The organism is Streptomyces sp. NPDC002446 (assembly GCF_053595675.1).
Genome location: NZ_JBSFYC010000068.1, coordinates 23,689 through 41,626 on the forward strand (window position 1 = coordinate 23,689; position 17,938 = coordinate 41,626).

General features: G+C 69.1%; 20 protein-coding genes. 6 read left to right on the forward strand and 14 right to left on the reverse strand.

Annotated features, from left to right (window positions below):
- Window positions 1-123 precede the first annotated feature (123 nt).
- Both ACWD6P_RS29515 and ACWD6P_RS29520 read left to right on the forward strand, forming a co-directional pair.
- Entirely contained in the window at window positions 124-1,404 is a 1,281-nt protein-coding gene (locus ACWD6P_RS29515; RefSeq protein WP_451447224.1) for a PP2C family protein-serine/threonine phosphatase, read from the forward strand.
- A gap of 165 nt (window positions 1,405-1,569) precedes the next feature.
- Window positions 1,570-1,962 carry a hypothetical protein gene (locus tag ACWD6P_RS29520; protein WP_451447225.1) on the forward strand — a complete coding sequence of 131 codons (393 nt, stop codon included), beginning with the start codon at window positions 1,570-1,572 and terminating at the stop codon, window positions 1,960-1,962.
- 38 nt (window positions 1,963-2,000) lie between these two features.
- Here ACWD6P_RS29520 and ACWD6P_RS29525 read toward each other — a convergent pair whose 3' ends face one another.
- The gene (locus ACWD6P_RS29525; protein ID WP_451447226.1) at window positions 2,001-2,846 is read right to left on the reverse strand and encodes an alpha/beta fold hydrolase; all 846 of its coding nucleotides are present in this window, start codon (window positions 2,844-2,846) and stop codon (window positions 2,001-2,003) included.
- Window positions 2,847-3,032: 186 nt separating this feature from the next.
- Here ACWD6P_RS29525 and ACWD6P_RS29530 point away from each other — a divergent pair, with 186 nt between their 5' ends.
- Window positions 3,033-3,380, forward strand: a complete 348-nt coding sequence (locus ACWD6P_RS29530; RefSeq protein ID WP_451447227.1) for an Ig domain-containing protein — start codon at window positions 3,033-3,035, stop codon at window positions 3,378-3,380.
- Window positions 3,381-3,527: 147 nt separating this feature from the next.
- Here the strand turns inward: ACWD6P_RS29530 and ACWD6P_RS29535 are convergent, their stop codons facing one another.
- Window positions 3,528-3,929, reverse strand: coding sequence for a hypothetical protein (locus ACWD6P_RS29535; RefSeq protein WP_451447228.1), 402 nt, complete (start codon window positions 3,927-3,929; stop codon window positions 3,528-3,530).
- Between the two features lie 279 nt (window positions 3,930-4,208).
- Window positions 4,209-4,364 (reverse strand): DUF6131 family protein, encoded by a 156-nt coding sequence (locus ACWD6P_RS29540; RefSeq protein WP_451447229.1) that lies wholly within the window; start codon window positions 4,362-4,364, stop codon window positions 4,209-4,211.
- A gap of 295 nt (window positions 4,365-4,659) precedes the next feature.
- On the opposite strand from ACWD6P_RS29540, the gene ctaD reads away from it, so the two are divergent.
- Together ctaD and ctaF are read left to right on the forward strand one after the other, a co-directional pair.
- Window positions 4,660-6,270 (forward strand): aa3-type cytochrome oxidase subunit I, encoded by a 1,611-nt coding sequence (ctaD, locus tag ACWD6P_RS29545; protein WP_451447241.1) that lies wholly within the window; start codon window positions 4,660-4,662, stop codon window positions 6,268-6,270.
- Window positions 6,267-6,659 (forward strand): aa3-type cytochrome oxidase subunit IV, encoded by a 393-nt coding sequence (gene ctaF / locus ACWD6P_RS29550; RefSeq protein WP_451447230.1) that lies wholly within the window; start codon window positions 6,267-6,269, stop codon window positions 6,657-6,659. The genes ctaD and ctaF overlap by 4 nt, the downstream gene beginning before the upstream one ends.
- 2 nt (window positions 6,660-6,661) lie before the next feature.
- Here ctaF and qcrB read toward each other — a convergent pair whose 3' ends face one another.
- The 8 genes from qcrB to ACWD6P_RS29590 form a co-directional block, all read right to left on the reverse strand.
- Window positions 6,662-8,308: a cytochrome bc1 complex cytochrome b subunit gene (gene qcrB, locus ACWD6P_RS29555; protein WP_451447231.1), complete on the reverse strand. Its 1,647-nt coding sequence runs from the start codon at window positions 8,306-8,308 to the stop codon at window positions 6,662-6,664.
- Window positions 8,309-8,452: 144 nt separating this feature from the next.
- Complete coding sequence (locus ACWD6P_RS29560; protein ID WP_451447232.1) at window positions 8,453-9,178, reverse strand: MBL fold metallo-hydrolase; 726 nt, start codon at window positions 9,176-9,178, stop codon at window positions 8,453-8,455.
- A 128-nt stretch (window positions 9,179-9,306) separates the two neighbouring features.
- Window positions 9,307-11,418: a potassium-transporting ATPase subunit KdpB gene (gene kdpB / locus ACWD6P_RS29565; RefSeq protein WP_451447233.1), complete on the reverse strand. Its 2,112-nt coding sequence runs from the start codon at window positions 11,416-11,418 to the stop codon at window positions 9,307-9,309.
- Window positions 11,419-11,450: 32 nt separating this feature from the next.
- Complete coding sequence (gene kdpA / locus ACWD6P_RS29570) at window positions 11,451-13,127, reverse strand: potassium-transporting ATPase subunit KdpA (protein WP_451447242.1); 1,677 nt, start codon at window positions 13,125-13,127, stop codon at window positions 11,451-11,453.
- 31 nt (window positions 13,128-13,158) lie between these two features.
- Window positions 13,159-13,248, reverse strand: a complete 90-nt coding sequence (gene kdpF / locus ACWD6P_RS29575; protein ID WP_016575741.1) for a K(+)-transporting ATPase subunit F — start codon at window positions 13,246-13,248, stop codon at window positions 13,159-13,161.
- Window positions 13,249-13,574: 326 nt separating this feature from the next.
- The gene (locus ACWD6P_RS29580; RefSeq protein ID WP_451447234.1) at window positions 13,575-14,342 is read right to left on the reverse strand and encodes a DUF3710 domain-containing protein; all 768 of its coding nucleotides are present in this window, start codon (window positions 14,340-14,342) and stop codon (window positions 13,575-13,577) included.
- 1 nt (window position 14,343) lies between these two features.
- Window positions 14,344-14,865, reverse strand: coding sequence for a dUTP diphosphatase (dut, locus tag ACWD6P_RS29585; RefSeq protein WP_451447235.1), 522 nt, complete (start codon window positions 14,863-14,865; stop codon window positions 14,344-14,346).
- Complete coding sequence (locus ACWD6P_RS29590) at window positions 14,862-15,455, reverse strand: PaaI family thioesterase (protein ID WP_451447236.1); 594 nt, start codon at window positions 15,453-15,455, stop codon at window positions 14,862-14,864. The genes dut and ACWD6P_RS29590 overlap by 4 nt, the downstream gene beginning before the upstream one ends.
- A gap of 58 nt (window positions 15,456-15,513) precedes the next feature.
- On the opposite strand from ACWD6P_RS29590, the gene ACWD6P_RS29595 reads away from it, so the two are divergent.
- Window positions 15,514-15,957 (forward strand): DUF3093 domain-containing protein, encoded by a 444-nt coding sequence (locus tag ACWD6P_RS29595; protein ID WP_451447237.1) that lies wholly within the window; start codon window positions 15,514-15,516, stop codon window positions 15,955-15,957.
- Between the two features lie 18 nt (window positions 15,958-15,975).
- Here the strand turns inward: ACWD6P_RS29595 and ACWD6P_RS29600 are convergent, their stop codons facing one another.
- The 3 genes from ACWD6P_RS29600 to ACWD6P_RS29610 all read right to left on the reverse strand — a co-directional run.
- Window positions 15,976-16,761 (reverse strand): hypothetical protein, encoded by a 786-nt coding sequence (locus tag ACWD6P_RS29600; RefSeq protein WP_451447238.1) that lies wholly within the window; start codon window positions 16,759-16,761, stop codon window positions 15,976-15,978.
- 14 nt (window positions 16,762-16,775) lie between these two features.
- Entirely contained in the window at window positions 16,776-17,075 is a 300-nt protein-coding gene (locus tag ACWD6P_RS29605) for a DUF4193 domain-containing protein (protein WP_033267328.1), read from the reverse strand.
- A 524-nt stretch (window positions 17,076-17,599) separates the two neighbouring features.
- A partial coding sequence (locus ACWD6P_RS29610; RefSeq protein ID WP_451447239.1) for a sensor histidine kinase occupies window positions 17,600-17,938 on the reverse strand: 339 nt, incomplete at its 5' end.

Sequence of the window (17,938 nt, forward strand, 5' to 3'; positions counted from 1 at the left end):
GCCCGGCCGGGGGAGCCCAGACCGGCGTCGGTTCGACATGCCACCGTGGGCGCAATGCCGGTGTCGGGCTGTCTGGCGGGTCACCCTGTGGGCTGTTGACCTGGTGGTGTCAGGAGTCCGTGGGTGTGCAGATCGCGTGAGCGGGACGAGATCGCCGAGCAGCTTCAGGCGCTGACCCTGGCCAAGGACCGCTTGCAGGGGCTGCTGGACGCGGTGCTCGCGATCAGCCGTGAGCTGGAGCTGCCGGCGGTGCTGCACCGGATCGTCACCACGGCCATGGATCTGGTCGGTGCCCGTTACGGCGCGCTGGGCGTGCTGCACCACTCAGGGCAGTACCTGGAGCAGTTCATCACCGCCGGGCTGTCCCCGGACCAGCAGGAGGACCTGGCCGGGGTCCCCTTCCCGCGCGGCCGCGGCGTGCTGGGGCAGCTGATCCACCACCCGGAGCCGCTGCGGGTGGACGACATCGCCGCCCACCCGTCGTCGGTCGGGCTCCCGCCCGGCCACCCGTACATGCGCACCCTGCTCGGGGTCGCGATCAGCGTCCGCGGCACCATCTACGGCGATCTGTATCTGTCCGAACGCCACGACGGGCAGCCGTTCGACCGCGACGACGAGGACATCGTCCTCGCCCTGGCAGGCGCCGCCGGTATCGCGATCGAGAACGCGCGCCTCTTCGGCAGCGTCCGCGACGCCGCCGAGCACTTCCAGCGGCTGCTGCTGCCCACCCTGCCGGATCTGCGGCCCTTCACCGCCGCGGCCGTCTACCGGCCCGCGTCCGAGCCGGGCCGCCTGGGCGGTGACTGGTACGACGCCATCATGCTGCCCGACGACGCCTGCGCCGCGGTGATCGGTGACGTACTGGGCCATGACATGCAGGCCGCCGCGGCCATGGCCCAGACCCGCAATATGCTGCGGGCCCTGCTCTACGACCGCCGCACCCCGCCCAGCGAGGTCCTCACCCAGCTGGACCACACCCTGCACGCCATCACCGACCTGCCGGTCACCACCGCCTGCCTGGCGCGTATCGAACCGGAGGACGGCCGCTGGCGGCTGCACTGGAGCTCCGCGGGCCATGTCGCTCCGCTGCTGCTCACCCCGGACGGGCGGCCGGAGTACGCGTTCGCCGAACCCGGCCTGCCGCTGGGGGTGGACGCCGGCCAGCACCGGCCCGACCACACCCGGCCCCTGCCCGAGGGCGCCACCGTGGTCCTCTTCACCGACGGGCTCGTCGAACACCACCGGCACCCCATCGACACCGGCCTGCACACCCTCGCCGAACTCGCCGCCGCCCACGCCCATTTGCCGCTGGACGACCTCGTGCAGACCCTCGCCGACGACCACCCCGGCGACGGACACGACGACATGGCCATCCTCGCGCTGCGCGCCCCGCACGGCGCCTGACCGGGCGGAATACAGAGTGCTGGCGTGGTTGATGGGGGTTGTGTGGTTGGCCCGGAATGGCCGGATTCTGGTTGGTCAGGTTCCCCGCGCACGTAGCAGGATTCAGCTGCGCAATGCGGTCGCGCGCTCCGTCCGGAGCCGTGTCATCGACAGGGGGAATGCTCCATGCGTCAGTTCCGCAGCACGGTCAGGAAGACGGTGGCGGCGGCTGCCGCGCTCGCCGGCGGGGCGCTGTTGACGCTCGGCGTGAGCGCCGACGCCGCGCACGCGGCAGGCACGGCGGGGGAGTACCAGGGATGTCCGTCCGGGTATGTGTGCCTCTACCCGAACGCGGGGTGGAACGGCGGCCACCCGACGTACAAGTGGTACACCTACGGTGCCCACAACATCAGGAACCAGTACGGCGTCAAGCGGTTCTTCAACAACCAGACCGGCGGCGCCATCGCCCGTAACTGCCTGGGCTCCAACGGCACCCGCTGCCAGGGCATCCAGGCCGCCGGCACCTATGCCGACTACGACTACACCCCGTACAACTCCGTTCTGCTCGCCGAACGCTGACCGGCCGGCCGCGGCTTCGCCGCCAGCCGAACGCAGCGCTACCCCTGGTCCAGGAACGTCGAGACCGTCCGGGTGAAGAGCCGTGGGTCGTCCAGCCACGGGTAGTGCCCGGCCCCCGGCTGGACGGTCAGTTCCGCCCGGGGGAACAGCTCCGCGATCCTGGCGGCGACGCGGGGCAGCGGGCCGCTGTCCCGCTCGCCCGCGAGGATCAGGACCGGCGCCGTCAACTTGGCGATGCCGGCACGGGCCGCGGCCGGTGCGAACGCGCCCGTGGACGCGTACACCTCCCCGGCCTCGTCATTGCACTGCGCCACCTCGGACGCGGCGTGCGCCTGCGCGGCGGCGTCCCAACGGCCGTAGAAGAACGGGGCGATGGCGTCCCAGTCCGCATCGGTCGCGGAGCCGGCCCAGACTGATTCAAAGGCCTCGTACGCGGCCTTGAACCACGGCTCTGTAGTGCGCAGGGCGGCTGCCTCGCGCCGGTGCTCCACGGTGAAGTCGACACCGAGCGCCCGAGCACGGGCGGTGACCAGGGTGAGGCTACGGATGCGCTCCGGGTGCCGGGCCGCGTGGAGCAGGGCGAGATCGCCGCCCGCGGAGTGCGTGAGCACGTCGACGCGGTCCAGGCCCAGGTGCTCGCGGAGGGCCTCGACATCGGCGACCTGCCGGTCGCAGCGGTAGGTCGCCGGGTCGGCCGGAATGCCGGAGTCGCCGGTGCCCCGCAGATCGAGCATGATCAGCCGGCGCCGCCTCGACAGTCCGCCGAGGTCGCCCAGGTAGGCCGAGGCGCGCATGGGGCCACCGGGCAGGCAGAGCAACGGCGCGCCCTCACCCACCACGTGATAGGCGAGTTCGGTTCCGTCGGGAGCGAGGAAGGTCGGCATGGCGCCATCCTCATTGCCGGGGACGACGTCAACAAGCGGTTTACCGCTCCCTCCCGTCACCCCAACGCAGGAACTCCGGGGAAAAGGGGAGGTCGCGCGCGAGACCGGCGCGGTGCCCTGCTTAACATCACCGGCATCCCCTTGGGGGCAATCAGGACATGAAATGACATTCCATCAGGAGGCGGCATGAGGGCGGAAGCAGGCTCGGCTCGGACACTGGTCATCGAGCCGGCCGGCGGAACGGGGCAGCACGCCGGCCGCCTCGAGACCTTCGCTCAGCCGCTGAGGGCCCGGCTTGTCGACCCTGGCTCCGGTACGCCCGTCTCCGATGCCGAGGTGACGTTCTCCTGGGTGTCCACCAGCCAGCAAGTCCTCTTCGAGGGGGATGAAAGGACCGTCAGCGTACGGACGGACCGTGACGGCTATGCGCGCACACCGCCGCTCGTGGCCGGTGACGCGGACGGCACCGCGGTCTTCACCGTCACCGCTGCCGGTGCGGAGCCCGTGGACTTCGAGGCCATGGTCGATCTGTGAACCTGTAGGTCTGTGAACCCGTAGGTCCGGACGGACGGCAACGGCCTGGCCCGGACCCCTGGCCCCCGGGGCGTTCCGGGGCCGGAGATCCGGGCCAGAGGGCGCGCCTCAGGGGTGTGCACCGGTGCGCGGACGGTCGGATCGGCCTCAGTGCGGGTGCTTGAGGACGCGCTGGATGTTGTTGCTGCTGCCCTGCGCCGCGCCCGAGACGGAGTTGCCGCTGTTGGTGGAGCCGTTGGTGCTGCCGAGGTTGCCGCTGTCGTTCGGGTTTCCGCGGTTGATGAAGTTTCCGCTGTTCCGGCTGTTTCCGCTGTGCACAGGCCCGTTCACACAGGCCCGGGACGTCTTGGACTGCGGCGCTTTGTAGTTGACGTTGCCGAGCCGGTTGTTGCAGACCACACCCTGAGCCGTACCCGTAAGGGAGACGAGATCGGCGCCCACTGTGGCGGAGAGCAGATCCGGAATGGTCTGGGCCCGAGCGATTCCGGCGCTCAGCAGAACGAGGCCGCACGCCCCGGCGATACTTCCCGCCCGCACAACGCTTCTCACGATGCTCCCTGCCGTTTCCTTGGTGATGGCAGAGGTATCGTCCTGCCGTCGGCGGCTCGCGACGGCGTCAACCCGCTGGAGTCAAAACGCTCGACGGCCACAATCAGCCGGGTGGCCCAATGAAATCCCGCGGCTTTCCCGCTTCGCCCGGGAGCCGTTCTCCGCCCATGCGCAGCTCGGCCACCGAGGCCGGCAGGCCCCGGTGGCCGTCCGGTTTCGCGCGGTGCCGCCGCCGTGCGCGGTGACCTGCGCTACCAGTAGTGCGCTACCAGTAATGCGCTACCAGTAGTGCTTACGCCCGAAGACCGCGTGTCCCGTTCCGCCGAGAAGCCAGAGGATCGCCCCGACCACGGCGAGCACGATCCCGATCATCCACAAGATGGACAGGCCGGTCAGGAACCCGATGACAAGCAAGATGATTCCGAGAACGATCACGATGCTCTCCGATCTCGCACCTTTGTTCACTTCTCACTGTGGCCCCGGCCTGCGGCAAGGGCAACCGGTGCTGTCGAGGCCGGGCCCCTCGGGCCCGTCGGCCACCGCTTCGCATTTCACCCCTACGGCCCCCCGGCGCATGCGTCCCGGAGTGACGCGGGCGGCCATTATGGCGGAAGGATCGGTGTTTTCCCGTGGCGGGAATTTCTTGAGGGTGGAAGGGGCGTAGGTGACGGAGGTCAAGGAAGCCGAGCGGTTCGCGTCGGAAAAGGACAGGTCGCGGCCGGGCCGGGTCCTGCTGGGATGGATCACGACGACTGATCATAAGGTTATTGGCAACCTGTATATGGTCACCGCATTCGGATTCTTTCTCCTCGCGGGAACGCTGGCGATGCTGATGCGTGCCGAGCTGGCCGTTCCCGGACTTCAGCTGGTCTCCAGTGAGCAGTACAACCAGCTGTTCACCATTCACGGCACGATCATGATGCTGCTCTTCGCGACCCCCATGTTCGCCGGTTTCGCGAACGCGGTGATGCCGCTCCAGATCGGCTCGCCGGACGTCGCCTTCCCCCGGCTGAACGCCTTTACGTACTGGCTCTTTCTGCTCGGCGGCCTCATGGTGGTGTCCGGCTTCGTCGTCCCCGGCGGGGCCGCGTCGTTCGGCTGGTTCGCCTACGCGCCTCTGAACGGTCCGGTGTTCTCGCCCGGGAAGGGCGGTGACCTGTGGACCATGGGGCTTGTCGTGGCCGGTCTGAGCACGATTCTGGGTTCGGTGAATTTCATTGCCACGATCGTGTGCCTGCGCGCCCCCGGTATGACGATGTTCCGGATGCCGATCTTCACCTGGAATGTGCTGTTCACATCCATTCTGGCGCTGCTGGCATTCCCGGTGCTGGCCGCCGCACTCCTTGCGCTGGAGGCGGACAGGAAATTCGGTGCGCATGTCTTCGATGCCGCGAACGGGGGTGCGCTGCTGTGGCAGCACCTGTTCTGGTTCTTTGGTCATCCGGAGGTCTACATCGTCGCGCTGCCGTTTTTCGGCGTGATTTCCGAGATCATTCCGGTATTCAGCCGCAAGCCCGTGTTCGGTTATGTCGGCATGGTCGGCGCCACGATCGCCATCACCATGCTGTCGGCCAGTGTGTGGGCGCACCACATGTTTGCGACCGGAGCGGTGCTGCTGCCGTTCTTCTCCGTACTGTCCTTCCTCATCGCGGTGCCGACCGGGGTGAAGTTCTTCAACTGGATCGGCACCATGTGGCACGGGAGCCTTTCGTTCGAGACCCCGATGCTGTGGAGCATCGGATTCCTCGTCTCCTTTCTGCTCGGCGGGCTCAGCGGTGTGCTCATCGCGTCCCCGCCCCTGGACTTCCAGGTCACGGACACCTACTTCATCGTGGCCCATCTGCACTACGTACTGTTCGGCACCGTCGTCTTCGCGATGTTCGGCGGATTCTATTTCTGGTGGCCCAAGTGGACCGGGAAGCTGCTGAACGAGCGGCTCGGCAAGATCCATTTCTGGACGCTGTTCTTCGGCTTCCAGGGAACGTTCCTGGTACAGCACTGGCTGGGCGAAATCGGTATGCCCCGCCGCTACGCGGACTACCTGGCCGCCGATGGATTCACCGTGCTGAACTCGGTCTCCTCGATCAGCTCCTTTCTGCTCGGCGCGTCCACGCTGCCGTTCCTGTACAACGTCTGGCGCACGTCCCGGTACGCGCCGAAGGTCCGGACGGACGACCCCTGGGGTTTCGGCAGATCGCTGGAGTGGGCGACGTCCTGCCCGCCGCCGCGGCACAACTTCCACACGATGCCGCGAGTCCGCTCCGACTCGCCGGCGTTCGATCTGCACCATCCGGAAGTCGGAGAGAGCATGCCCGAACCCCGGCCGAGTGACCGCCGATGAAAATCGAGACCGCTCTCTTCGGCGGCGTCGCATTGTTCTTCGCGGTGACCGCTGTCGGCTACACATGGTGGTCGGACGCCGAGCCGGCCGGCGCCGCCGCGCTCATCGTGTCCTTCCTCATGAGCGCGCTGGTTTTCCTCTTCCTCTATGTGCAGGGGCGCAAGCACGGCTCCCGCCCGGAAGACCACAAGGATGCCGAGATCAAGCAGCGGTCAGGGCCGGTGGACTTCTTCCCGCCGCGCAGCGTCTACCCGCTTCTGACCGCCGTCGGATACGCCGTGGCCGCGCTGGGGGTGGTGTACGGGGTGTGGTTGTTCCTGGTCGGTGTGGGCCTGCTGGCCGGTGGCGTCTTCGGCTTCGTCTTCGAATACCGCGACCGCGAGGACTGACGCTACGGGCCATCGGCCCCCGGCCGGCCGGACACCGCCGCGGCCTGCTGCTCCTGCTGCTCCTGCTGCCGTACGGACGGCAGGGGGACCTGGTCGCGGTAGTACCAGCGGCTCAGTGCGAGCCGCAGCCTCTGGGATCGGGAGAGCGGTGCGGCGGGCTCTGCGGGGGGCGCTTCGAGCGCACGCGGTGCCTGCCCCACAAGGAGGGTGTAACGCTGCGCGGCGGGCAGCGGCCGGTGTTCCTCGTACAGATCGCCGTAGACGGACTGGTGCACCTGTCCGGTCTCCTCGCCCTCGGTCAGCCGGTCCCGATCGCGGTGCTGCAGTGCCAGGCACAGCCACTTGGTCACCACGAAGGCCAGCAGTGGCACGACCACCACCGCCGCACGCAGCACCCACGTCAGGGCGTTGATCGACAGGCCGAAGACAAACGCGATGACATCGTTCCCGCCGGCCAGTTGCAGCACCGCGAAGAAGGAGATGGCCGCGACTCCGAAGGCGGTGCGGGTGTGCTGCTCGCGCGGCCGGTCGCAGACATGCAGTTCGCCGCGGTCGGCGGTCACCCATCGCTCGAAGAAGGGGTAGGCGTACAGCACCCCGAAGAGCACCCCGGGCAGCGCCACCGCGGGGATGAAGACGTTCCACATGATGGTGTGGCCCCAGATGTTGGTCTCCCAGGGCGGCATCAACCGCAGCGCACCTTCGAGGAACCCCACGTACCAGTCGGGCTGGGCGTTGGTGGACACCTGGTCCGCCTGGAAAGGACCGTAATCCCAGACCGGGTTGATCTGGCCGACCGCCCCGAGGACCACGTACACCGCGGACAGGATGAGGAGCAGTCCGGTGGATTTGGTGAGCCATTGCGGGAACATCGGCTGGCCGATCACGTTCTTGTTGGTTCTCCCCGGGCCGCGCCACTGCGTGTGCTTGAGATACACCACCAGCATGAGATGAACGGTGACCAGCCCGATGAGGATTCCGGGTACCAGCAGAATGTGGAGTGCGTAGAGCCGCGGGATGATGTCGTTCCCGGGGAACTCGCCGCCGAAGGAGAAGAAGGAGAGGTAGGTCCCCACCACGGGGATGGAGCCGATGATGGTGTCCGCGGTGCGCAGGCCCGTACCGGAGAGCAGATCGTCCGGCAGGGAGTATCCGCAGAATCCCTCCAGCAACGCCAGCAGGAAGAGCGTCACGCCGATCACCCAGTTCCCTTCGCGGGGGCGGCGGAAGGCTCCGGTGAAGAAGATGCGCAGCATGTGCACGCCGATACTGGCCAGGAAAGTCAGCGCCGCCCAGTGGTGCACCTGCCGGATGAGCAGTCCGCCGCGTACATCGAAGCTGATGTCGAGGGTGGAGGCGTATGCGTGGGTCATTCGCGTGCCGCGCAACGGGGCATAGGAGCCGTGGTAGGTGATCTCGGCCATGTCCGGATCGAAGAAAAAGGCCAGGAAGACTCCGGTGAGTACCAGCACCATGAGGCTGTAGAGCGCCAGCTCGCCGAGCAGAAAGGCCCAGTGGTCGGGAAAGGCCTTGCGCAGGAGTTTTCCCGCCGATGCGGCCGGCAGTCGCTCGTCGAGCCGGAAGAAACCTTGTTCCGCCGCGTGGTGCAGCTTGGGTCCGAGTCGTTCCGTGCGCTTACGGAAAAACATGCACCGGGCTCCTCGACGCTCGATCCACCGCGACCCGGCCGCTTCAACCGGATGGTGATACTGCGTAATGTACTGAGCACGGTGCAAAGAGCCCGGGAAGAGCGCCCGCCAGTCGTCGGCAGGTGTTTCGGCACGGAGAGCGGGTCAGCCGCGGGGCGGTTCCCACACCGAGCAGTCGTGGGCGAAGAGGACACGGCGCGGGTCGAACTCGGTGAGCCGGTCCAGCCAGGGCCGGTAAGGGGGAAGCGGCTGGGCGTCGCCTGCGAGCGCGGCGTGGCGGGCCAGGTGGCCGGATGCGAAGTCGGACGCGAGGTCATGGGCCTGGCCGGCGAGGACCACGGAGCCGTCGTTCTGACGGACCACCAGCGACTGGTGCCCCTCGGTGTGGCCCGGGGTGGGAATGATCCAGACCCCGGGCAGGAGCTCGGCCTCGCCGGCGAGTTCCTCATAGGTGGCGCCGGGGAAGTCCACGAGCTCGTCGAGGGTGTAGCCGCCCTGACGGGCGGACGCCAGCTCCGCCTCCTGCACCACAATGGGCTTGCCGGCCAGCTGCGGGTTGCCTCCGCAGTGGTCGAAGTGCAGATGGCAGTTCACGACCAGGGAGATGTCCGCGAGGGCGACCCCGGCGGCTGCCAGGGCGTCCGGCAGTGCGCGGCGGCGCGGACGGTAGTGCGCGTCGGCCTCCGGGGACCCGCTGCCGATGCCGGTGTCGAAGAGGATCAGCCCCTGCTCGTGCCGTACGAGGTAGCCGAGTACGGGTTCCACGCGTGGGTGCGGGCCGCCGGTCTCCGACGCCGGCCGGATGAAGTAGCCGAGGTCGAGTCGGCGTACCGGTGTGTTCTTGCCCGCCGCTCTCGTGTACTTCGCCATGGACGCCACCCTCGCAGGCCGCTGCCGGGCCGTCCGGGCTTCCGCCGACAGCGGAAGGGCCGCCGGTACGGGGCGGTACCGGCGCGCCCGGAGCCGGGCCGGCGGGCGCCCGGCTCCGGCGGCGGGACTCAGCCGAGCCCGGGGATCTGGGAGACCAGCAGGTCGATGAGCTTGATGCCGATGAACGGGGCGACGAGACCGCCGAGTCCGTAGCGGGTCAGGTTGCGGCGCAGCAGGTCGTGGGCGGAGGCGGGGGTGTAGCGGACACCGCGCAGGGCGAGGGGGATCAGGGCGATGATGATGAGCGCGTTGAAGATGATCGCGGAGGTGATGGCCGAGGTCGGGCTGTGCAGGCCCATGATGTTCAGGGCCGACAGGCCCGGGTAGGCGCCGGCGAACATCGCCGGGATGATCGCGAAGTACTTGGCGACGTCGTTGGTGATCGAGAAGGTGGTCAAGGCGCCCCGGGTGATGAGCAGTTGCTTGCCGATCTCGACGATCTCGATGAGCTTGGTCGGGTTGGAGTCCAGGTCCACCATGTTCCCGGCCTCCTTGGCGGCCGAGGTACCGGTGTTCATGGCCACACCGACGTCCGCCTGGGCCAGCGCGGGGGCGTCGTTGGTGCCGTCCCCGGTCATGGCGACCAGCTTGCCGCCGGCCTGTTCCCGCTTGATGAGCGCCATCTTGTCCTCGGGCGTGGCCTCCGCGAGGAAGTCGTCCACGCCCGCCTCGTCGGCGATGGCCTTGGCCGTCAGCGGGTTGTCACCCGTGATCATGACGGTCTTGATGCCCATCTTGCGCAGCTCGACGAAGCGTTCGCGCATGCCGTCCTTGACGACGTCCTTGAGGTGGATGACACCCAGGACGCGCGGGCCGCGCTCGTCCTCCAGGGCGACCAGCAGCGGGGTGCCGCCGGCCTGCGAGATGGCGTCGGTGAGCTGCTGGGCGTCGGCGGCGACCTCGCCACCGCGCTCCGTGACCCAGGCGATGACCGAACCCGACGCGCCCTTACGGACCTTGCGGTGGTGGCCGTCCTCGGTGACGTCCACACCGGACATCCGGGTCTGGGCGGTGAACGGGACCCACTCGGCGCCGGTCAGCTCGCCCTGGTGGCGCTCGCGCAGCCCGTACTTCTCTTTGGCGAGGACCACGATGGAGCGGCCCTCCGGCGTCTCGTCGGCCAGCGAGGACAGCTGGGCCGCGTCGGCGACCTCGGCCTCGGTGGTGCCGCGGACGGGGACGAACTCGGCGGCCTGGCGGTTGCCGAGGGTGATGGTGCCGGTCTTGTCGAGCAGCAATGTCGATACATCGCCAGCCGCTTCGACGGCGCGCCCGGACATGGCCAGCACATTGCGCTGCACCAGCCGGTCCATGCCGGCGATGCCGATGGCCGAGAGCAGCGCGCCGATCGTCGTCGGGATCAGGCAGACCAGCAGCGCCAGCAGCACGATCATGGGCTGCTGGGCGCCCGCGTAGATCGCGAACGGCTGGAGGGTGACGACCGCCAGCAGGAAGACGACGGTGAGCGACGCGAGCAGGATGTTCAGCGCGATCTCGTTGGGGGTCTTCTGCCGTGCGGCGCCCTCGACGAGGTTGATCATCCGGTCGATGAAGGTCTCGCCGGGCTTCGTCGTGATCTTGATGACGATGCGGTCGGAGAGCACCTTCGTACCGCCGGTGACGGCAGAACGGTCACCGCCGGACTCGCGGATCACCGGCGCCGACTCACCCGTGATCGCCGACTCGTCCACCGAGGCGACGCCTTCGACGACATCGCCGTCACCGGGGATGATGTCGCCGGCCTCGCAGACGACCAGGTCGCCGATGCGCAGTTCGGTGCCGGGAACCTGTTCCTCGGTCGTGCCGTTCAGGCGGCGCGCCACGGTGTCGGTCTTCGCCTTGCGCAGGGTGTCGGCCTGTGCCTTGCCACGTCCCTCGGCGACCGCCTCCGCCAGGTTGGCGAAGATGACGGTCAGCCACAGCCAGGCGGCGATCGCCCAGCCGAACCAGTCCCCGGGGGACTTGAGGGCGAAGAACGTGGTCAGCACGGAGCCGACCTCGACCACGAACATCACGGGGGACTTGGCCATCACCCGCGGGTCGAGCTTGCGTATCGCGTCCGGGAAGGACTTGACCAGCTGCTTGGGGTCGAAGAGACCGCCGCCCACGCGGCCGTCGCCGGGCTTGTGCCCGCTGGGGACGTCCTGGTGCGGAGCGCGAGTCGGAGTGGCGGTGGACATGGAGCCGGGCTCCTCTGGTTTCACGGGGGCGGTCATGACAGGCCCTCCGCCAGCGGCCCGAGGGCCAGCGCCGGGAAGTAGGTCAGACCGGTGATGATCAGGATCGTGCCGACGAGCAGCCCGGCGAAGAGCGGCTTTTCGGTACGCAGGGTGCCCGCGGTCTCCGGGACCGGCTTCTGCTCGGCGAGCGAACCGGCCAGCGCGAGCACGAACACCATCGGCAGGAAGCGGCCGAGCAGCATGGCCAGACCGATCGTGGTGTTGTACCAGGGCGTGTTGGCGTTCAGGCCGCCGAAGGCGGAGCCGTTGTTGTTGGCGCCGGAGGTGAACGCGTACAGCACCTCGGAGAAGCCGTGCGAACCGGCGCCCAGCGCCTTGGTGTTGAGCATCGAGCCCAGCGCGTCCGGCAGCACCATCGAGGCGGCGGTGAAGCCGAGGACGAGCGTCGGGGTGATGAGGATGTAGCAGGCGGCGAGCTTGATCTCGCGGGTGCCGATCTTCTTGCCCAGGTACTCGGGCGTACGGCCCACCATCAGGCCGGCGATGAACACCGCGATGATCGCCATCACGAGCATGCCGTAGAGGCCGGAGCCCACACCGCCGGGTGCGACCTCGCCGAGCATCATGCCGAGCAGCTGGATGCCGCCGCCGAAGGCGGTGAAGGAGGAGTGGAAGGAGTCCACCGCGCCGGTGGAGGTGAAGGTGGTGGCCACCGAGAAGATCGCGGAGGAGCCGACGCCGAAGCGGGTCTCCTTGCCCTCCATGGCGGCGCCCGCGGCCTGCAGGGCCGGGCCGCCGTGGGCGAACTCGGTCCACATCATCAGCGCGGTGAAGCCGAGCCAGATGACGCCCATCGTGGCCAGGACCGCGTAGCCCTGCTTCACGTTCCCGACGAGCTTGCCGAAGGTGCGGGTCAGCGCCAACGGGATGACGAGGATCAGGAAGATCTCGAAGAGGTTGGTGAAGGCGTTGGGGTTCTCGAAGGGGTGGGCCGAGTTGGCGTTGGCGACACCACCGCCGTTGGTGCCCAGCTCCTTGATGACCTCCTGCGAGGCGTACGCGCCGCCCCCGGTCTGCTGGGTGCCGCCCATGAACTGGCCGACCTCGTGGATGCCGGAGAAGTTCTGGATGGCGCCGCAGGCGACCAGGACGAGGGCGCCGACGACCGAGATCGGGATCAGCACCCGGACGGTGCCGCGGACCAGGTCGGCCCAGAAGTTGCCGAGGTCACCGGTGCGGGACCGGGCGAAGCCGCGGACGAGGGCGACGGCGACGGCCATGCCGGTGGCGGCGGAGACGAAGTTCTGCACCGCGAGGCCGCCGGTCTGCACGACGTGGCCCATGGCCTGCTCGCCGCTGTAGGACTGCCAGTTGGTGTTGGCGACGAAGGACGCCGCGGTGTTGAACGCCTGGTCCGGGCTGATCGACGCGAAGCCGAAGGACAGCGGCAGACCGCCCTGGAGGCGCTGCAGCAGGTACAGGAAGAGCACACCCGCCACGGAGAACGCCAGGACGCCGCGCAGATAGGCGGGCCAGCGCATCTCGGCGTCCGCGTTGGCGCCGATGCAGCGGTAGATGACCTTCTCGACGCGGAGGTGCTTGGGAGAGCTGTAGACGGCGGCCATGTAGTCGCCGAGGGGGCGGTACGCCAGGGTCAGCGCCGCGATCAGCGCTATCAGCTGGAGCACGCCTGCGAGGACGGGGCTCATGTTGCCCGCTGCGGCAGCAGCTATGGACACGTCAGAACCTCTCCGGGAAGACGAGGGCAAGGACCAGGTATCCGAGCAGGGCGACGGCAACGATCAGGCCGACGATGTTCTCGATGGTCACAGCTTCGTCACCCCCTTGGCGACGAGGGCCACCAACGCGAAGACCGCGAGCGTGACGACGACGAAGGCCACGTCGGCCATCGTGTGCTCCTAGATAGACGGGAGATGAGGACCCCCAAAGCAAAGCGCTCTTCCCCCGCGGCTCGAACTCTGTTGACGCCTCCCTTACGGCCATTAGCGCCCCGTTGACGGAACCCATACGCGCCCGTTTTTGACCTGCACAAACGCCGAGGGCCCGGACCCCCTTGTCAGGGGTACGGGCCCTCGCGAGCAACGCGATCCGGCCGACCTGGGCGCCTTTTCGCGCCCGCCGGCTTGCGGTCGGTGTCAGCGGATCTCGGTGATCTCCGGTCCGCGCTCCAGCCGCTCCACGCCACCGCCGAACCGGGACTGCCCGGCCGGCTCCTGCTGCACGCCGTCCGGCACCATCTGGGCGTCGTCCGGCAGCTTCAGGACGATCGGGTCACGCGGCGCCATCGGTCCCTCACCGCGCACGATGACGGTGTCCCGGAAGATGTGCTCCAGCACGCCCGCGGCCTGCGGCTGCACCGCGCCCTGGCCGGAGATCACCCCGCGCAGGAACCACCGGGGGCCGTCGACACCGACGAAGCGCACGACCTGCACACCGTTGGTGCCGTCCGGCAGCTGTACGGGTACCTGGGCGCGCAGCTCCCAGCCCAGCGGGCCCTCGACCTCGTCGATGACCCCGCCCTGCTGGGTGATGCCGGCCGCGATCTCCTCGCGGACCTCTCCCCAGATGCCCTCGTTCCTGGGAGCGGCGAAGGCCTGCAGCTGTACGGCGCTGTCCTGCAGCACCACCGTCGCGGCGACGATCGCGTCACCGGCGACCTCCACCCGCAGCTCCATGCCCTCGACACCGGGCACGTACAGGCCGCCGAGGTCCACCCGGCCCTCACCGGGGTCCTTGACCTCCGACGCGTCCCAGGGGCCGTCGGGGCGCGGCGCGGGCGGAAGGTTGAGCCGCTGCTGCGTCGCCTCGCCCTCGTCGGCGCCGCTCACCGCTTGCTCGTCGGCGAGCGTGGCGTCCTTGGCCGACTCTTCAGGAGCCTCATTCTTCTTGCGACGTCCGAACACGTCACTGTCCTTCCCGGTCGGCACCGACCGCTGCGTATTCATTCCCGCCCGTGGAGCCGCCCACCGCCGCATGACCGCCGGTGGAACCGAATCCCCCCTCGGCCCGCGCCGAGCCGGGAAGTTCCGCCACCTCGTGGAAGCGCACCTTCTCGACCTGCTGGACGACAAGTTGGGCGATCCGGTCGAACCGCTCGAACCGCACGCTCTCGCGCGGGTCCAGATTGACCACGATCACCTTGATCTCTCCACGGTACCCGGCATCGACCGTCCCGGGGGCATTGACCAGCGCCAGTCCGCAGCGCGCTGCGAGCCCGGAGCGGGGGTGCACGAACGCCGCGTACCCGTCGGGCAGCGCGATCGACACCCCTGTGGGCAGCACGGCGCGCTCCCCCGGCGCCAGTTCGGCGGCCTCGGTGGTCACCAGGTCCACGCCCGCGTCGCCGGGATGTCCGTACGACGGAACGGGCACGTCCGGGTCCAGCCGCCGCAGCAGTACATCCACCGGATTCCGTACCTGACTCACGGGTTCACCTCAAACGCACGTGCTCGCCTGACCTGGTCCGGGTCTGCCATCGCCGCCTGGATCTCCTCGGTCCTTCCGTTGTCGATGAAGTGGTCGACCTTCACCTCGATGAAGACGGCCTCGGCGCGCACCGCGACCGGGCCGTCCGGGCCGCCTATCCGCCCCACGGCCGTCGAGTAGATCTTCCGCCCGTGCACCGCGGTGACCCGCGCGTCCAGGTGCAGCACCGTGCCCAGCGGCACCGGCCGCAGGAAGTCGGTCTCCAGCCGGCCGGTCACCGCGATCACCCGCAGCAGCCAGTTCAGCGAGCCGAGCGTCTCGTCCAGCGCGGTGGCCAGCACTCCGCCGTGCGCCAGACCGGGCGCGCCCTGGTGGGCCTCCTTGACGGTGAACTCGGCCTGTACGCTCACGCCGTCGCCGGCCCGCGCCTCCAGGTGCAGACCGTGCGACTGGCCCGTACCGCAGCCGAAGCAGCGGTCGTAGTGCGCGCCGAGGAGTTCTCCGGGAGCCGGCGCCTCGGGGTGCCGGACCGGAGCGGCGGCGTCCTTCGGCGGCGTCAGCCGCGCCCTGGGTTCGTCAGTTCCACTCACGAGTGCAGACCCTACCCGCGCGCGTAAGGGGCCCGCGCCGCCGTGCCAAGCTGGGTTCATGCAGTCGTACGAAGAACGTCTCACCGCGCCCCGGTCCTGGTGGGCGATCGCCGCGCTGGTCGGCGTCGCCTGTGCCCTGATGCTGCTCCCCCTGGGGACGCTCCCGATGCTCGGCGGGCTGATCGGCGGGGCGGCGCTGTCCGCGGTGGCGGTGAGCTCGTACGGCTCGGTGCGGATCCGGGTGGTGGGCGGTGCGCTGATCGCCGGCGACGCCAGGATCCCGGCGGCGGCGCTGGGCGAGGCGCGGGCGCTGGACGCGGACGAGGCGCTGGCATGGCGTACGCACAAGGCCGACGCCCGCGCGTTCATGCTGCTGCGCGGCTATGTCCGCACCGCGGTGCGGGTGGAGATCACGGATCCGGACGACCCGACGCCGTACGCGTACCTCTCGACGCGGCAGCCGGAGCGTCTGGTGGCGGCACTGGCGGCCGTACGCGACTGAGCCGCGGGGCGCGGCCCGTCAGCCGCCGGGCGGGGAAAGGGCGTCCCAGGGGACCTGCCGTGTGCGCAGGTCCTTGCGGACCTTCGCCGCGAGCTTTCCGGTGTCGCGGCGGTTCATGAACGCGCCGACGGCGGCGCCGACCAGGAACGGCGTGAGGTTGGGCAGGTTGCGCAGCGTGCGCTTCATGATCTGCTGGCGCAGTTCGCGCCTCATCTGCCCGCCGAGCGCGATGTTCAGCGACGCCGGATCGGCGACGTCGACGCCCCGCTCGTGCGTCCAGGCCGACAGATAGGCCATCGCGCGTTGCCCGAGGCCGCCCGCGGGGCGCAGCCCGTAGACCTCGTGCAGCTCGGCGATCAGCTTGATCTCGACCGAGGCCACGCCGGTGATCTCGGCGGCCAGCTCGGCCGGCATGGCGGGCGGAACGGGCAGCATCGCTGCCGCGCCGACGCCCGCTCCGACGGTGGCGGTGCCCGCGCAGGCGCCCGCGACCAGCTTGTCGGCCAGCTCCTCGGGGGTCAGGCCGGGGAACTGGGCGCGCAGCGTGGCCAGGTCGCGGACCGGGATCCGCGGGGCGGTGGCGATGATCCGGTCGGCGATCGCGGCGGGCCAGGCCCGCATCCGCCCGCGTGGGGCCGCGGGCGAGGCCCCGCGGCCTCGCTCCTGCGGTGCACCGGCCGTCCGCTCCGTGGGAAGGGCGGTCGGGTCGGCGGGCACGGGCGCGGTTTCGTCGCGTGATCGTGCGCCGGCCGCCGAGCCGCTGACGCCCTTGGGGCCCTTACGGAACGGGTTCACGCCTGCCACGGCGCAGACCGGTCTCAGGCCGCGCAGTCGCGGCAGATCGGCTGCCCGTTCTTCTCCTCCGCGAGCTGGCTGCGGTGGTGGACCAGGAAGCAGCTCATGCAGGTGAACTCGTCCTGCTGCTTGGGCAGCACGCGCACCGCGAGCTCTTCGTTGGACAGGTCGGCGCCGGGCAGCTCCAGGCCTTCGGCCTGCTCGAACTCGTCGACGTCGACGGCAGAGGCGGACTTGTCGTTCCGCCGCGACTTCAGTTCCTCGATGCTGTCCTCGTTGAGGTCGTCATCGGTCTTGCGTGGAGTGTCGTAATCCGTAGCCATTTTCGCTCTCCCCCTCTGGGTGTCTGCGGTGTCTCAGCGCTCGTAACGCGTGAGAGGCCGGACTTGTGCCCGACCTGAGGCGGAGATTTTGCCTCACATCAAGGTCTGTTACTCAATCGACACCCAACCGCACCCCTGAAGAGGTGATCGGTTTGGATGGCGATCAGGACCGTACACGGTCCGAATGTCGCACCTCGCGCAGCCCATCACCTGTACTTCCCGTGATCCGGCCCCTCGAAAACCCGGACTTCCCCGGCATTCCGACTGGCTTTTTGATCACGGAGCGTAGATGGCTGGAAATTCGCGTCTGTGAGCGATCACACACGCGCAGACCGGCGGTCGGACCGGTGCAATTCTGCGCAAAGCGAACGTGGCGAAGGATCCCCGCCCACCCCCCGTTTCGTCAAACCGGGAGGCGGGACGGTGTACGGCCGTGAGACGGGCGATCGTACGCACAGATGTCCGACGACCGCACGCGGGGGTCCCGGTCGCTCCAGCGGCCGTACAGCCACCCTGTGGCCTGCTCAGAGCGGCAGTACGACGCGCATGGTCAGGCCGCCCCCCTCGCGGGGCTCGGCGGTGATCGTGCCGTCGTGGGCGCGCACCACCGAGCGCACGATGGACAGGCCCAGCCCCACGCCCTTGTCGCTGCCGGTGCGCTCGGTACGCAGCCGCCGAAACGGCTCGAAGAGGTTCTCCACCTCATACGCCGGAACCACCGGCCCCGTATTGGCGACCACCAGCACCGCACACCCCGGAAGCGCCTGAGTGGTCACCTCCACCCAGCCCTCCTCCGCCACGTTGTACCGCACCGCGTTCTGCACCAGATTCAGCGCGATCCGCTCCAGCAGCACACCATTGCC

Excerpts from the sequence above, each read along its gene's own strand:
- ACWD6P_RS29530 (WP_451447227.1), top strand. The coding sequence starts at position 3,033 with ATGAGGGCGGAAGCAGGCTCGGCTCGGACACTGGTCATCGAGCCGGCC.
- ACWD6P_RS29595 (WP_451447237.1), top strand. The coding sequence starts at position 15,514 with ATGCAGTCGTACGAAGAACGTCTCACCGCGCCCCGGTCCTGGTGGGCG.
- qcrB (WP_451447231.1), bottom strand. The coding sequence starts at position 8,308 with ATGTTTTTCCGTAAGCGCACGGAACGACTCGGACCCAAGCTGCACCAC.
- ctaF (WP_451447230.1), top strand. The coding sequence starts at position 6,267 with ATGAAAATCGAGACCGCTCTCTTCGGCGGCGTCGCATTGTTCTTCGCG.
- kdpA (WP_451447242.1), bottom strand. The coding sequence starts at position 13,127 with ATGAGCCCCGTCCTCGCAGGCGTGCTCCAGCTGATAGCGCTGATCGCG.
- ACWD6P_RS29520 (WP_451447225.1), top strand. The coding sequence starts at position 1,570 with ATGCGTCAGTTCCGCAGCACGGTCAGGAAGACGGTGGCGGCGGCTGCC.
- ACWD6P_RS29560 (WP_451447232.1), bottom strand. The coding sequence starts at position 9,178 with ATGGCGAAGTACACGAGAGCGGCGGGCAAGAACACACCGGTACGCCGA.
- ACWD6P_RS29605 (WP_033267328.1), bottom strand. The coding sequence starts at position 17,075 with ATGGCTACGGATTACGACACTCCACGCAAGACCGATGACGACCTCAAC.
- ACWD6P_RS29525 (WP_451447226.1), bottom strand. The coding sequence starts at position 2,846 with ATGCCGACCTTCCTCGCTCCCGACGGAACCGAACTCGCCTATCACGTG.
- kdpB (WP_451447233.1), bottom strand. The coding sequence starts at position 11,418 with ATGTCCACCGCCACTCCGACTCGCGCTCCGCACCAGGACGTCCCCAGC.